This window comes from Kitasatospora dryopteridis (assembly GCF_050749075.1).
In the GTDB taxonomy this organism is placed as follows: domain Bacteria; phylum Actinomycetota; class Actinomycetes; order Streptomycetales; family Streptomycetaceae; genus Kitasatospora.
Genome location: NZ_CP192749.1, coordinates 7228670 through 7241672 on the forward strand (window position 1 = coordinate 7228670; position 13003 = coordinate 7241672).

Here is a 13003-nt window from a genome sequence, read left to right on the forward strand (position 1 = left end):
GCCGGGCCACGGTCGGCACCTGCACGAGCCCGGTCAGCCGACCAGGACCCGCTCGCCCGAGCACGGCACCACGGCGGTCCAGCCGAGTTCGCGGTCGATCCGGTCGCGGAGGGCCTCGGCCCCCTCGGGCTCGCCGTGCACCAGGTAGGTGGCGCTCGGCGGCGGCGCCGCCCGCAGCCAGTCGATGATCTCCGCCGCGTCGGCGTGGGCGGAGAACGCCGGAACGTTCACCACCTCGGCACGCACCGGCACGTAGCCGCCGTACATCTTCAGCACCCTGGCGCCGTCGACCAGTTGGCGGGCGCGGGTGCCCGCCGCGGCGTAGCCGACCACGACGACGGTGTTCCGCGGGTCGGGCAGCAGGCGCCGCAGGTGGTGCACGACGCGGCCGCCGGTGGCCATGCCCGAGGCCGAGACCAGCACGGACGGCACGGCGGAGCGTTCGAGGGCCAGCGACTCCTGGAGCGAGTGGATCAACTCGAACGGCTCCGGGGAGAGGGCCGTCGTGTCGTCCAGCACGTCCGTGCGCAGTTCGGGGGAGCGGACGGCGAACGCGTCGCGGTACACCTGCAGCGCGGCCAGCGCCATCGGGCTGTCCACGTACACCGGGGCGCCGGCCGGCAGCCGCCCGCTGCGGCGCAGTTCGGCGAGCTGGTGCAGGACGACCTCGGTGCGGTCGACCGCGAAGGAGGGGACGACGACGGTGCCGCCGCGGGCCAGTGTCCGTTCGACGGCACGGGCGAACCACTCGCGGGCCGCGGTCTCCTCGTGGTGCCGGTTGCCGTACGTCGACTCCATCAGCAGCACGTCCGCCCCGGTGAACGGCTCGGGCGGGCGCAGCAGGGGGTGCACCGGGCGGCCGAGGTCGCCGCTGACGGCGAGGGTGTGCCCGTCCTCCAGGGTGAGGTGCGCCCAGGCGGAGCCGAGGATGTGTCCGGCCCGGTGCAGGCGCAGGACCGTTCCGGCCTCGATCTCGACGTCCGCGTCCACCGGGACGGGGTCGAACATGCCCAGGGCGTTCTCGACGTCCTTCTCGTCGTACAGCGGTTCGGCGGGGCGGTGCTTGGACCAGCCGTGCCGGTTGGCGTGCTCGGCGTCCTCACGGAGCAGGTGGGCGCTGTCACGGAGGATCAGTTCGGCGAGCCGGGCGGTGTCCGGGGTGGTCAGGACCGGGCCGCGGAAGCCGTCGCGGACCAGGCGCGGCAGGTAGCCGCAGTGGTCCAGGTGGGCATGGGTCAGGACGACGGCGTCGACGTCGGCCGGGTCGAGCGGCAGCGGGCGGCGGTTGCGGCGGCGCAGTTCGGCCAGGCCCTGGAAGAGCCCGCAGTCGACCATGAGCCGCGCGTGGTCGGTCTCGACCAGGAACTTGCTGCCGGTGACGGTGCCGACGCCGCCGAGGAAGGTGAGCAGGCCCGGCCGGGGTGCGGGGCTCGGGAGGCTGGGCGCGGTGTTCACGGCGGTCCTCACTTCGCGCTGTGCTGCCCGTGCTCGGCCGCCGCGACCTGCTGCTTGACGGCGGCGAAGCTGTCCGGGGTGACCGAGATCGAATCGATGCCGGCGTCGACCAGGAAGCGGGTGAACGCGGGGTCGTTGCTGGGGCGTTGGCCGCAGAGACCGACATGGCGCCCGGCCGCGTGGGCGGTGGCGATCAGCGTTTCGATGCTGCGGGTGACCGCGGGGTTGCTCTCGTCGAAGAGGTGGGCGAGCAGGTCGGAGTCGCGGTCGACGCCGAGGGTGAGCTGGGTCAGGTCGTTGCTGCCGATGGAGAAGCCGTCGAACCGTTCGGCGAACTCCTCGGCGAGCAGGATGTTCGCCGGGATCTCCGCCATCACGAAGACGCGCAGCCCGTTGCGGCCGCGGGCGAGCCCGTTGTCCGCCATCACCGCGAGCACGCGGTCCGCCTCCTCGGGGGTGCGGCAGAAGGGGATCATCACCACCAGGTTGGTCAGCCCCGTCTCGTCGCGCACCCGGCGCAGGGCCCGGCATTCGAGCGCGAAGCCCTCCCGGTAGCGGTCGTCGTAGTAGCGGCTCGCACCGCGCCACCCGATCATCGGGTTGGCCTCCACGGGCTCGAACGGTGTGCCGCCGACCAGCCGGGCGTACTCGTTGGTCTTGAAGTCGCTGGTGCGCACGACCACCGGGTCCGGCCATCGGGAGGCGGCGATCCGCGCCACGCCCTGGGCCAGCCGGTCGACGAAGTACTCGGCGCGGTCGGGGTGGCCGTCGGCCAGTGCGTCCACCTGCCGCCGGTCCTCGGCGGACAACCGTTCGGGGTGGAGCAGCGCCATGGGGTGCACCCGCACCTGGTGGGCCACGACGAACTCCGTCCGCGCGAGCCCCACGCCGTCCGCGGGCAGCCGCCACCAGCGGAACGCCGCGGCCGGGTCGGCCAGGTTCAGCATGACCTTGGTACGGGTGGCCGGCATCGAGTCGAGGTCGGTCTCCGACTCCTCGAAGTCGACCTGCCCCCGGTAGACGTGGCCCTCGGCGCCCTCCGCGCAGGAGACGGTGACCGGCTGCCCGTCGGCCAGGACCTCGGTCGCCCGGCCGGTGCCGACCACGGCCGGCACGCCGAGTTCACGGCTGACGATCGCCGCGTGCGAGGTGCGCCCCCCGTGGTCGGTGACGATCGCCGACGCCTTCTTCATCAGCGGTTCCCAGTCGGGGTCGGTGATCGTGGTGACCAGGACCGCTCCGTCGGGGAACCTGCCGATCTCGACGGGGTTCTGCAGCCTGCGGACCGGACCTGCGCCGATGGCCTCCCCGACCGCGATGCCGTCCACCAGCCGCTCGCCGGTGCCCGTCAGCCGGTAGCGGCGCAGTACCGTTCCGCGGCGGCGGGACTGCACGGTCTCCGGCCGCGCCTGGACGATGAACAGCTCCCCACTGCGGCCGTCCTTGGCCCACTCCAGGTCCATCGGGCAGCCGTAGTGGTCCTCCACGGCGACCGCCCACTCGGCGAGCTGCCGCACCTCGGCGTGGTCCAGGACCAGGGCGGTGCGCTCGTCCGCCGACGTCTCGACGATTCGGGTGAGACCCCCGTCGCCGTACACCGACTTGTGCCGTTTGGGGCCGCCCACGATCTGCAGCACCGGGTCCAGCCCGGGATCCTTCAGCAGCGGCTTGAACACCAGATACTCGTCGGGATCGACCTGACCGCTGACCACCGTCTCCCCGAGCCCCCAGGCGGCACTCACCACGACGGCTTCGGGGAAGCCGCTCTCCGGGTCCAGCGTGAACATCACGCCCGATCCGCCGAGGTCCGAGCGGACCATCAGCTGCACGCCCACCGACAGGGCCACCGTGAGGTGGTCGAAGCCGAGCCGCTCGCGGTAGTCGATCGCGCGGTCGGTGAACAGCGACGCGAAGCACCGTCGGCAGGCGTCGAGCAGGGCCTCGCGCCCGCGGACGTTGAGGAAGGTCTCCTGCTGGCCGGCGAAGCTCGCTTCCGGCAGGTCCTCGGCGGTGGCGCTGCTGCGCACGGCCACGTCCGGATCGGTGCGGCCCGCCTCGCGGCCCAGCCGCGCGTAGGCGTCCGCGAGTTCCTCGGCCAGCGGTTCGGGCAGGGGGGTCGCCAGGATCGCGGCGCGGACGGCGGCGCCCACTTCGGCGAGCGGGCTGCCGGCCCTCAGCCGGTCGAGCTGTGCGACGATCCCGTCCCGCAGCCGACCCTGTGCCAGGAACTCGCGGAAGGCGTCGGCCGTCGTGGCGAAGCCGTCGGGTACGCGGACACCGGCGGGGCCGAGGTGCCCGATCAGCTCGCCGAGGGAGGCGTTCTTGCCTCCCACCAGGCCGACATCGCTCCGTTCCAGGTCGGCGAACCGGATCACTCGGCGCATGGCTTCTCCCCGGACGATTCAGGACGATTCAGCAGGGCAGCCGACGGCGCGCGCAGGCCGGGCGGCGGGAGCCGCCGGGGCGGGCCTCCGGCGGGTGCCGGTGCCTCCACCGTCCGCCCGGCCGCTGTCCGGCTTCCAGGGCCCCGGGGCCCCGGACCGGTGGGCCGGACGGCCCGCAGTTGCGGGTCAGCGGCGGTGGTCTGCGGACGTAGGGACGATGACGACCGGGCAGTGCGCACGGTGCAGCAGTCCGTGCGGGACGGAGCCGAGGCGCATGCCGGTGAATCCACCGTGGCCGCGACGGCCGACCACCACGGCCAGTGCGTGCGCGGACGCCGCGGCCAACTGCTCGACCGGGTGACCGACCAGTACATCGTGGGTCAGCCGGACGTCCGGGTGGGCACTGCCCCGGCCGGCCGTGGACTCGGACAGCTGCCGCCGGATCGTCTCCACGGCCGTGTGTTCGTCGGTGGGCAGGATCAGCGGCGGCTGCCAGGTCCACACGGCCCGCAGCCCGGCGCGGCGCCGCGCCGCCAGGCCGAACGCGAAGTCCACGGCGGCCGCCGACGACCGGCTGCCGTCCACCCCCACGACCACGAACGGCGGCTGCTCGGTCGAGTGCTCCGGCGCGCCCACCACGGCGACCGGGCAGTGCGCCTGGGCGCTCAGTGGAACGGCGACCGAGGAGGCGCTCAGCCACTCCTCGGCGCGGCTCAGCCGGCGCGACCCGAGGACCACCAGTTCGGCGCGCCGGGACTCCTCGCACAGGACGCGGTCCGTGACGCCCTCGACCGTCTCGGTCGTGACATCCAGAGCCGGGTGGCGCTCCCTCGCCAGGAGGGCCGCCTTCTCGAGGACCACGCCGCCCCTGCGGTGTTCCTCCTTGAGGCTGCCGACCCATTCGGCGCCCGTGGATCCGTACGGCGGGGGAGTCACGACGTGGACCAGCCGCAGCGGCCGGTCCCGTCGGACGGCCTCGTCCGCGGCCCAGGCCACCGCCGTGGGCATGGGAGCCGGGGCGTCCACGCCCAGCACGATCGGACGGTGTGCGGCGGCGGGTTGCACGGCTTCCTCCACGCGTGGGCGGGTCACTGTCCCGCTGCCACGCTACGGCCGGCCGCCGCCGGTACGTGAGGGCCGACCGGCCCCGGTCAGTGGGGGAGGGCCGAACGGCCCTGTCCACGGGGTACCCACGGTCCTGCCGGGGCGTATCCGCGCGACCCTGGCCGCCACGCGCAGGACGGGATGTCCTGGGAGGAGGAGCCGGCCCCCCTGCGGGTGGTCCGGAGCACGGAGAACGGTCATGGCGACCCCGGTCACCGCAGCCGTGAAGGAGGCCGGCACATGCGCGTCTCGGATCTCATGATCTCGCCCCCGATGACCGTCCCGCCCGACGGCACCGCCGCCGAGGCGGCCCGGCTGATGGCGGACCGGGCGATCGGCTGCGTCCTGGTGGCGGACGGCCGGACCCTGTTCGGCGTCCTCACCGACCGCGACCTCGTGGTCCGGGTCCTGGCCGACGGCGCGGACGCGGGCACCTCCGTGTCGCGGCTGATGTCGGCCCCGCCGCTCACCGTCGACGCCGACGACGAACTCACCGCCGCCTACCGGGCGTTCCGCCGCGCCGGTGTGCGGCGGCTCCCCGTCCTGCGAGGCGGCGTGCCGGTCGGTGTCATCACCGTGGACGACCTCTTCCTCGACGTCCTGCAGCACTTCACCGACCTGCTCGGCCCGGTCTCCCGCAGCACCCTGCACGACGGGGCCGCCGTGCCGCCCGCCGAAAGGATCACGCCATGAACAGCAGCTGGAGCACCGTCGGCGACGTGATGACCCATGCGGTCGTCGCGGTGGGACGGGACGCGGACTTCCGGGAGGTCGCCGAGACCCTGCAGCAGTGGCAGGTCGGCGCAGTACCGGTGCTGACCGGCGACGGTCGGGTGATCGGCGTGGTCTCCGAGGCCGACCTGCTGATCGCGCAGGACCGCGAACCCGAGACCTACCGCGGCATCACCGCGGGCGGCATGATGACCGCGCCGGCGGTGACCGTCCACCCGGACAGCCCGATCGCCGAGGCCGGCCGGTCCATGGCACGGATGCACCTCAAGCGCCTGCCCGTCGTCGACGCCGAGGACTGCCTCGTGGGCATCGTCAGCCGGGGCGACCTGCTCAAGATCCACCTGCGCGATGACGGGGAGCTCGCCGGGCAGGTCCGGTTCGAGCTGGTCGCGGCCCTCCGGCCGGCGGACGCCTCCGGGATCGACGTGCGGGCCGACGAAGGGCGGATCACGCTGACCGGCACGCTCCCCGACACGGCGACCGCCGCGTTGCTGGAACACCTGGTCAAAGGAGTGCCGGGCGTGGTCGACGCCGAGGTCCGGCTCGGCGTCCCGGCCTGAGCGGTCGGCAAAGCGGACGCCGGGAAGACCGCCGGGAACCACCTGTCGCCGAACCCGGCGTCGGGCGGCGCCTGCAGGCCGCCGTCACGGCCGCACGGGTCGACTGAGCCGCACAGCCCAGTGGATCGGGCCGCTCGGCCCATGTGCGCCCGGCGCCGCGGGCGGACCGTGGGGGTGAGGGCATCCGCCCCCGCCGGGAAAGGAGAGCGGCGATGAGACACCGGCATGTGGCCGACGTGATGACCCGGGAGGTGGTCCGCGTCCCACCCGAGGCCGGCTTCCGCGAGATCGCAGCCGCCCTCGGGCTGCACCGGATCAGCGCGGTGCCGGTGGTCGACCGGGCGGACCACCCGATCGGCATCGTGTCCGAGGCGGACCTGCTGCACACCCAGGCCCTGCAGGACGACCCCGACGAGATGCGGGCGGTACCCGCGCCGGACGGTGACCGGGCCACGGCGGCCGAACTGATGTCCGCCCCGGTCGTCTGCATCACGGCGGACGCCAGCGTGGTCGCCGCCGCCCGGCAGATGGAGCGGCACAAGGTGAAGCGCCTGCCCGTGGTGGACGCCGACGGCCGGCTGGTCGGCATGGTCAGCAGGGCCGACCTGGTGCAGGTCTTCCTCCGCGACGACCGGGCCATCTCGCAGGAGATCGCCGACGAGGTGCTCGGGCAGATCGAAGGCCTCGACCCCGCGGCCGTGGGCGTCGAGGTCGACCAGGGCCGGGTGACGCTCAGCGGCACGATCGACCCGCCCTACCTGGCCCCGATCGTCCGACGACTGTGCCGTTCGATCGACGGCGTCGCGTCGGTCACCGACAGGACCGGGAAGCACGGTTGACCCGGCGGCGGCCGGACGGCACGACCCGGCCGCACGGCGGAGGAGGACCGGCCCGGCAGTCAGGACCGAACGGCCCTGCACCGGCCGGAGCGGCCGGCGGACAGTGGGAGTGCACGCCCACAAGGGAGGAGCAAGGACCATGCAGCACCGGAGCGTTCACGACGTCATGACCCAGGAAGTGGTGACCGCGAGGCCGGACACGCCGTTCAAGGAGGTCGTGGGCCTGTTCCACCGCAACGACATCACGGCCGTCCCGGTCCTCGACGACCAGGACCGGCCGATCGGCATGGTCTCCGAGGCGGACCTGATCCGCAAGGAGGCGGTGCTGCCCGACCCCGAAGGCCGCACACCGGGTCGCTGGCTGCCCCCGAAGGACCGGGCCCGCGCCGAGGCGGAGACGGCCGGAGGGCTGATGACCACGCCGGCGGTCACCGCCAGGCCCGGCTGGTCGGTGCCGGAGGCCGCCCGGCAGATGGACAAGCACAAGGTGAAGCGCCTGCCCGTGGTGGACGAGGCCGGCCGGCTCGTCGGCATCGTCAGCCGGCGCGACCTGCTGCAGGTGTTCCTGCGGCACGACGCGGCGATCCGCGAGGAGATCGTGCACGACGTCTTCGGCCAGATCCTCTGGACCCACTCGGAGGACGTCCGGGTGACCGTGCAGGACGGTGTCGTCACCGTCACCGGCCGCCTCCCGCGCCGCAGCCTGATCCCGATCGCCGAACAGCTGTGCCGGGCCGTCGACGGAGTGGTGGCCGTCCATCAGACACTCGACTGGGCCGAGGACGACACCGACGTCCGCCTCGAGCGCCCGCACGCCTACCGGGCCGGCAGCTGACCCGCCGCGCCTCTGCCCGGTGCCGCCCCTCGTTCGGAGGCGGCACCGGTTCCGGCCTCAACGGCCGGCGGGTCCGTCGGTGCGGATGTTCCGACCCGTGACCGACGACGTACGGACCCGGACCCAGATGTCACGCCCCTCCCCGACCCACGGATCGGGGCGGCCGTGGTGCTTCAGGTGCTCGATCTCGGGCTCCTCCAGCCGGACGGCGGTCCCCTTCACCAGCACGCTCCAACCCGAGCCGAACGCCTCGTCGATGCGGTCCACCTCGAACGCGAGGGGCGCACCGGCCTGCGGACACGCGCTGCTCCCCTCCGCGGTGCGGTAGACCACCGTTCCGTCCAGCACCCCGAAGTTCACGGGCAACGCGACGGGACCGTCCCCGGTGCACAGCACCACCCGGCCGACCCCGCCGGAGGCGAGCCTCGCCCAGCACTCCGCCGGCGCGAGCTCCTCGACGACCGGACGTGCGGCGGCTGCCGTGCGACCCGGCGGCACTTCCACCCCGGCGCCCAGCAGTTCGTCGACGGACGTGCCCAGGGCGCCCGCGAGCCGGGTGAGCGGTGCCGAGCCGGGTACTGCGGCGGACGACTCCAGGTACTCCAGGTACTCCACCGTCATGCCGGCCCGGTCCGCCACCTCCTCGCGGCTGAGCCCCAGCCGCTGCCTGTACAGCGACACCCGTCGTGCGATGTCGCCCCGGTGTTCCGCCCGGGATTCCGCGGGCCCGGTGCCGGTCGGCTGCCTGGACATCAATTCGTCCCTTCTCCGTGGAAGACACGGCCGGGCACGGTGGACGCGCGACCCACCGCGCAGCTCGCTGCGCCTGCGCCCGTACCACCAGCGTCGGCCGGGTCGCCGGACCACCACTGGGGCCGTTCGACCCTGATCGACCGGCGGACGGGCACAGGCTGCGTGCGTACGCGCGGCGGAGTCAGCCGCGGAGGCCGGCCAGGGTCGCATCGAGCGAGGTACCGGCCGTACGGGGGCGGTTGTGGGGGAGCCTGCCGAGCAGGTTGCCCATGGCGCAGGTGTTGGTGACGGCGGAGAAGGCGAGCCCGGCGCCGACGGCGGCCGAGATCCAGCGGGCGCCGGGCAGGGCGAGGTCGGCCAGGACACCGGCGACGACGAGGCTTCCGGCGACGAGGCGGACCTGCCGGTCCATGGCCCACACGGCGCGCGCACCGGGAACCCTGTCGAGCGGGTGGCCGTCGCCGGCCCAGGCGGTGGTGCCGCCGGTCAGCGTGAGGGCGGTGATCCCGGCGGCGGCGAGCTGGTCGCAGGCCGTCCGGGAGCGGTTGCCGGAGGCGCACACGACGGCGATCCCGCCCTCCGCGGCCACGGCACGCAGGGTGGGCAGTGCCTCGTCGAGGCGGTCGAGCGGAATGTTGTGGGCGCCGGGGATGTGGCCGGCGGCGTACTCGCCGGGGGAGCGGACGTCGATGACGGTGAACTCCGCGAGGCGGGGGTGCAGCTGGTCGACGGTCACGGGGGTGGTCATGGTGCGGGGGAGTCCTTCCGGGACATCGGGGTGGCCACCCGGGCGGGGGCACCGGGTGGAGCATGGGGGCCGGTCAGCGCAGCGCGTCGACGAGCATGAGGGCGGCGACGGCCAGCAGCGCGACCGCGAAGGCGGTCTGCAGCGCGCGGCCGCTGAAGCGGCCGGCCAGGCGCTTGCCGTCCCAGGCGCCGAGCACGGCGGCCGCGGTGAACGGGGCGACGACCGCCCAGTCGAGACCGCCGGTCGTGCCCAGGCGCGGTACGAGTGCGGCCAGGGAGTTCGCGGAGATGACCAGCAGGCTGGTGCCGACGGCCTCGGCCATGGTGAACGCGAGGACGGACACCAGCGCCGGGACGGCGAGGAAGCCGCCGCCCACTCCGAGCAGGCCGGTGACGGCGCCCAGTCCGGCGCCCGCGGTCGTGGAGCGTACCGCCGTCGGTCGTGCCGCCCGGTCGTCCCGTCCGGTGGCGGACGGCGGGGTCCTCCGGCCGGCGGCCAGCATGCGCCAGGCGGCAAGGGCTGCCAGGGACGCGAAGCCGACGGTGAGCAGGACGGCGGGCAGTCGGGCCGACAGCGCGCCGGCTGCGGCGGCGACCGGCAGGCCGGCGGCGGCGAACAGCAGACCGGTGCGCCAGCGGACGCGGCCGGCCCGGGCGTGCGCGAGCAGGCCGGTCAGCGAGGTGACGGCGACGATCAGCAGGGCGGCGGTGCCGGCGTGGGCCGGGGTGAAGCCGAGCAGGTAGATCAGGGCGGGGACGGCCAGCATGCTGCCGCCTCCGCCGAGGCCGCCGAGCGCCAGGCCGACGACGGCACCGGCGATCAGGGCGAGAACGAGCGCGGTCATGCGACCCGCCCGTGCAGGCCGTCCTCGGTGACGACGGGGAGTCCGGCCTCGGCCCAGGCCCTCATCCCGCCCGTCACATCGACGGCGGTGACACCGCGTGCGGCGAGCAGGACGGCCGCCTGCTGCGAGCGGTTCCCCGAGCGGCACACCACCAGCACCGTCCGTCCTGCGGCCCCGGGCGGGAGCCGGCCGCCGGCGCTCAGGGCGCCGAGCGGCAGCCACACGGCAGAGGGCGGGTGACCGGCGGTGAACTCCTCCGCTTCCCGGACGTCGACGAGGACCGCCCGGCCGGCCGAGACCATCTCGGCCGCCTCGGCAGGCGTCGCCTGCTGCGGTGCGTGCGGCTGGTGGGACAGGACCATGGCTGGCCTCCGGGGATGTGCTGGGGATGTGCTGGAGGGCGAACGGGCCGCGCCGCGGCGATACGACGCCGAGAACGGCTCCGGCCGGGCGGGGGAGGGGGGCGGGCCGCGTGACGACGGCGGCCGATGAGCGCCGCCCCTTGCTTCCGATAATACCCATGGGGGTATCTTGGAGGGCAAGGGATACCCCCACCCGTATTTTCGAGGCCCCGCCGCAGGCCGCACAGGTCGCCGGGTCCGGGTGCCGACCACCCTGGAATCAGGAGAGATCCACGTGTTCTTCGCCCAGTACTACCTGGACTGCCTCTCCCAGGCGTCCTACCTGGTCGCCGACGAGACCACCGGCCGCGCCGTCGTGGTGGACCCGCGCCGGGACATCGACGAGTACGTCGCGGACGCCGAGGCGCACGGCTTCACCGTCGAAGCCGTGATCAACACCCACTTCCACGCGGACTTCCTCGCCGGACACCTGGAACTGGCCGACCGCACCGGCGCCTGGATCGGCTACGGGCGGCGCGCCGAGACCGAGTACCCGATCCGCGAACTCGCCGACGGCGAGCGGATCGACCTCGGCGACGTCGCCCTGCAGGTCATGGAGACCCCCGGCCACACCCCGGAGTCCATCAGCCTGCTGGTCTTCGAACACTCCGGGGACACCGTCCCGTACGGCGTGCTGACCGGCGATGCGCTGTTCATCGGCGACGTCGGCCGCCCCGACCTGCTGGCCTCCACCGGCACGAGCGCCGACGAGCTCGGCCGGATGCTCTACGACAGCGTCCAGCGCAAGCTGATGGCCCTGCCCGACGAGGTCCGGGTCTTCCCCGCCCACGGCGCCGGCTCCTCCTGCGGCAAGAACCTGTCCACCGAACGGCAGTCCACCATCGGCGCCCAGCGCGCCACCAACTACGCCTGCACGCCGATGAGCGAGGAGCGGTTCGTCGCCATCGTCACCGCGGGCCAGTCCGCGGCGCCCGGCTACTTCGGCCACGACGCCGCACTCAACCGCCGGGACCGCGCCCTCTTCGACACCGCGCAGGCCCACCGGCCGCTCACCACGGACGAGTTCCGCAGCCGCCGCACGGCCGGCGCGGTCGTCGTCGATGCCCGCAACCCGCAGGAGTTCGCGGCCGGACACCTGCGCGGTGCGATCAACGTCCCCGTCGACGGCCGCTTCGCCGAACAGGCCGGCGCCGTCCTGTCCCCGGACGCGGACATCCTCGTCGTCGCCCCCGAGGGCCGTGAGGACGAGGTGGTCACCCGCCTCGCCCGCATCGGCTTCGACCGCACCGCCGGCCACCTGCACGAGCCGGAGACCACCCTCGTGGACTTCGCCGACGACCTCACCCCCGCCGGCCGCCTCACCGTCGACCAGCTGCGCACCGCCCTCGCCGGCGAGCAGCCGCCGCTCGTCGTCGACGTCCGCAGCTGCGGCGAGCGCGCGGAGGGGGCGGTGGACGACTCCCTGCACATCGCCCTCAACGAGCTGACCCGCCGCCTGGCCGACATCCCGGCCGACCGGCCCCTCGTCCTCCACTGCGCAGGCGGGCACCGCTCCTCCATCGCCGCCAGCCTGCTGCGCCACCACGGCTTCGCCGACGTCTCCGACCTGCTCGGCGGCTACGCCGCCTGGGAGGCCGCCCACCAGGACGCGGCCTGAGCCGCTTCCGTGCCGTCCCGGGAAGGGGCCCGTCGAACCCGGGCCCCACCTTTCCGGGTCTGCCGTGGGCCCGGCCGACATCTCCGGACGTATACCCCACGGGGTACACTGGACTTTCGCCCGACACAGTGGAGGTGCAGCAGTGCAGGTCGACGACGATTCGGTCGGCGCGGTCCTCAACCGCCTTCGCCGGGCCCAGGGCCAGCTCGCCGGAGTCATCGCGATGATCGAGGCCGGGCGCGACTGCAAGGACGTCGTGACCCAGCTCGCCGCCGTCTCCCGTGCCCTCGACCGGGCCGGGTTCAAGATCGTGGCGAGTGGCATGCGCCAGTGCATGGCCGCGGCCGACGGTGACACCCCGCCGATGAGCGAGGCCGAACTCGAGAAGCTCTTCCTCGCCCTCGCCTGACCGGCCCTGCCCGGGACGGCGCGCAGGCGCTGCCCGACCTCGCGGATCCGCGAACCGCCGGGCGGCGCCCGGCGGTTCATCTGCGGCCCAGCAGCCTCGCGAGGAATCCGCGCCCCTTGCCCCCGCTCCTGTCGCAGGTGCAGCGGTCCGCCCGGGGGACTCCGGCCAGCACCTGCTCGACGTGCATCCCGCACCCCGCGTAGGTCGCCTTGCCGCAGGTGCGGCACATGGTCCGTCGGCACATCGTGGAACTCCCGGTCTCGTGTTCTGAGGGCCTTGTCCTCCCGATGATACCCCCAGGGGTATATGCATGAGCGGGCG

General features: G+C 74.1%; 13 protein-coding genes. 6 read left to right on the forward strand and 7 right to left on the reverse strand.

Going from position 1 to position 13003, the window contains the following annotated elements; all coding sequences use genetic code 11:
* Window positions 1–33: 33 nt before the first annotated feature.
* The 3 genes from ACQ614_RS32735 to ACQ614_RS32745 form a co-directional block, all read right to left on the reverse strand.
* Window positions 34–1455 carry an MBL fold metallo-hydrolase RNA specificity domain-containing protein gene (locus ACQ614_RS32735; protein WP_431682632.1) on the reverse strand — a complete coding sequence of 474 codons (1422 nt, stop codon included), beginning with the start codon at window positions 1453–1455 and terminating at the stop codon, window positions 34–36.
* Window positions 1456–1463: 8 nt separating this feature from the next.
* On the reverse strand, window positions 1464–3839 hold the full coding sequence (gene ppsA, locus ACQ614_RS32740) for a phosphoenolpyruvate synthase (protein WP_431682634.1): 2376 nt from the start codon (window positions 3837–3839) through the stop codon (window positions 1464–1466).
* Between the two features lie 186 nt (window positions 3840–4025).
* Window positions 4026–4904 carry a universal stress protein gene (locus ACQ614_RS32745; protein WP_431682635.1) on the reverse strand — a complete coding sequence of 293 codons (879 nt, stop codon included), beginning with the start codon at window positions 4902–4904 and terminating at the stop codon, window positions 4026–4028.
* A 279-nt stretch (window positions 4905–5183) separates the two neighbouring features.
* Here ACQ614_RS32745 and ACQ614_RS32750 point away from each other — a divergent pair, with 279 nt between their 5' ends.
* The 4 genes from ACQ614_RS32750 to ACQ614_RS32765 all read left to right on the forward strand — a co-directional run bounded on the left by ACQ614_RS32750 (window position 5184) and on the right by ACQ614_RS32765 (window position 7909).
* A complete protein-coding gene (locus tag ACQ614_RS32750; protein ID WP_431682637.1) occupies window positions 5184–5636 on the forward strand; it encodes a CBS domain-containing protein in 453 nt (150 codons plus the stop codon).
* Window positions 5633–6235, forward strand: a complete 603-nt coding sequence (locus ACQ614_RS32755; RefSeq protein WP_431682638.1) for a CBS domain-containing protein — start codon at window positions 5633–5635, stop codon at window positions 6233–6235. The genes ACQ614_RS32750 and ACQ614_RS32755 overlap by 4 nt, the downstream gene beginning before the upstream one ends.
* Window positions 6236–6447: 212 nt before the next feature.
* On the forward strand, window positions 6448–7074 hold the full coding sequence (locus ACQ614_RS32760) for a CBS domain-containing protein (protein ID WP_431682639.1): 627 nt from the start codon (window positions 6448–6450) through the stop codon (window positions 7072–7074).
* A 139-nt stretch (window positions 7075–7213) separates the two neighbouring features.
* Window positions 7214–7909, forward strand: coding sequence for a CBS domain-containing protein (locus tag ACQ614_RS32765; protein ID WP_431682641.1), 696 nt, complete (start codon window positions 7214–7216; stop codon window positions 7907–7909).
* Window positions 7910–7966: 57 nt separating this feature from the next.
* On the opposite strand, the gene ACQ614_RS32770 is transcribed toward ACQ614_RS32765, so the two are convergent.
* The 4 genes from ACQ614_RS32770 to ACQ614_RS32785 form a co-directional block, all read right to left on the reverse strand.
* The gene (locus tag ACQ614_RS32770; protein WP_431682642.1) at window positions 7967–8590 is read right to left on the reverse strand and encodes a helix-turn-helix domain-containing protein; all 624 of its coding nucleotides are present in this window, start codon (window positions 8588–8590) and stop codon (window positions 7967–7969) included.
* Between the two features lie 253 nt (window positions 8591–8843).
* Window positions 8844–9410 carry a rhodanese-like domain-containing protein gene (locus tag ACQ614_RS32775; protein WP_431682643.1) on the reverse strand — a complete coding sequence of 189 codons (567 nt, stop codon included), beginning with the start codon at window positions 9408–9410 and terminating at the stop codon, window positions 8844–8846.
* A gap of 73 nt (window positions 9411–9483) precedes the next feature.
* Entirely contained in the window at window positions 9484–10254 is a 771-nt protein-coding gene (locus ACQ614_RS32780) for a sulfite exporter TauE/SafE family protein (protein ID WP_431682645.1), read from the reverse strand.
* Entirely contained in the window at window positions 10251–10616 is a 366-nt protein-coding gene (locus tag ACQ614_RS32785) for a rhodanese-like domain-containing protein (protein ID WP_431682646.1), read from the reverse strand. Before ACQ614_RS32785 ends, ACQ614_RS32780 begins: the two co-directional genes overlap by 4 nt.
* Before the next feature lie 274 nt (window positions 10617–10890).
* On the opposite strand from ACQ614_RS32785, the gene ACQ614_RS32790 reads away from it, so the two are divergent.
* Both ACQ614_RS32790 and ACQ614_RS32795 read left to right on the forward strand, forming a co-directional pair.
* On the forward strand, window positions 10891–12273 hold the full coding sequence (locus tag ACQ614_RS32790) for a rhodanese-like domain-containing protein (protein ID WP_431684093.1): 1383 nt from the start codon (window positions 10891–10893) through the stop codon (window positions 12271–12273).
* Window positions 12274–12415: 142 nt separating this feature from the next.
* A complete protein-coding gene (locus ACQ614_RS32795; RefSeq protein WP_431682647.1) occupies window positions 12416–12682 on the forward strand; it encodes a metal-sensitive transcriptional regulator in 267 nt (88 codons plus the stop codon).
* Window positions 12683–13003: the final 321 nt, after the last annotated feature.

Excerpts from the sequence above, each read along its gene's own strand:
- ACQ614_RS32760 (WP_431682639.1), top strand. The coding sequence starts at position 6,448 with ATGAGACACCGGCATGTGGCCGACGTGATGACCCGGGAGGTGGTCCGC.
- ACQ614_RS32750 (WP_431682637.1), top strand. The coding sequence starts at position 5,184 with ATGCGCGTCTCGGATCTCATGATCTCGCCCCCGATGACCGTCCCGCCC.
- ACQ614_RS32765 (WP_431682641.1), top strand. The coding sequence starts at position 7,214 with ATGCAGCACCGGAGCGTTCACGACGTCATGACCCAGGAAGTGGTGACC.
- ACQ614_RS32785 (WP_431682646.1), bottom strand. The coding sequence starts at position 10,616 with ATGGTCCTGTCCCACCAGCCGCACGCACCGCAGCAGGCGACGCCTGCC.
- ACQ614_RS32755 (WP_431682638.1), top strand. The coding sequence starts at position 5,633 with ATGAACAGCAGCTGGAGCACCGTCGGCGACGTGATGACCCATGCGGTC.
- ACQ614_RS32775 (WP_431682643.1), bottom strand. The coding sequence starts at position 9,410 with ATGACCACCCCCGTGACCGTCGACCAGCTGCACCCCCGCCTCGCGGAG.
- ppsA (WP_431682634.1), bottom strand. The coding sequence starts at position 3,839 with ATGCGCCGAGTGATCCGGTTCGCCGACCTGGAACGGAGCGATGTCGGC.
- ACQ614_RS32780 (WP_431682645.1), bottom strand. The coding sequence starts at position 10,254 with ATGACCGCGCTCGTTCTCGCCCTGATCGCCGGTGCCGTCGTCGGCCTG.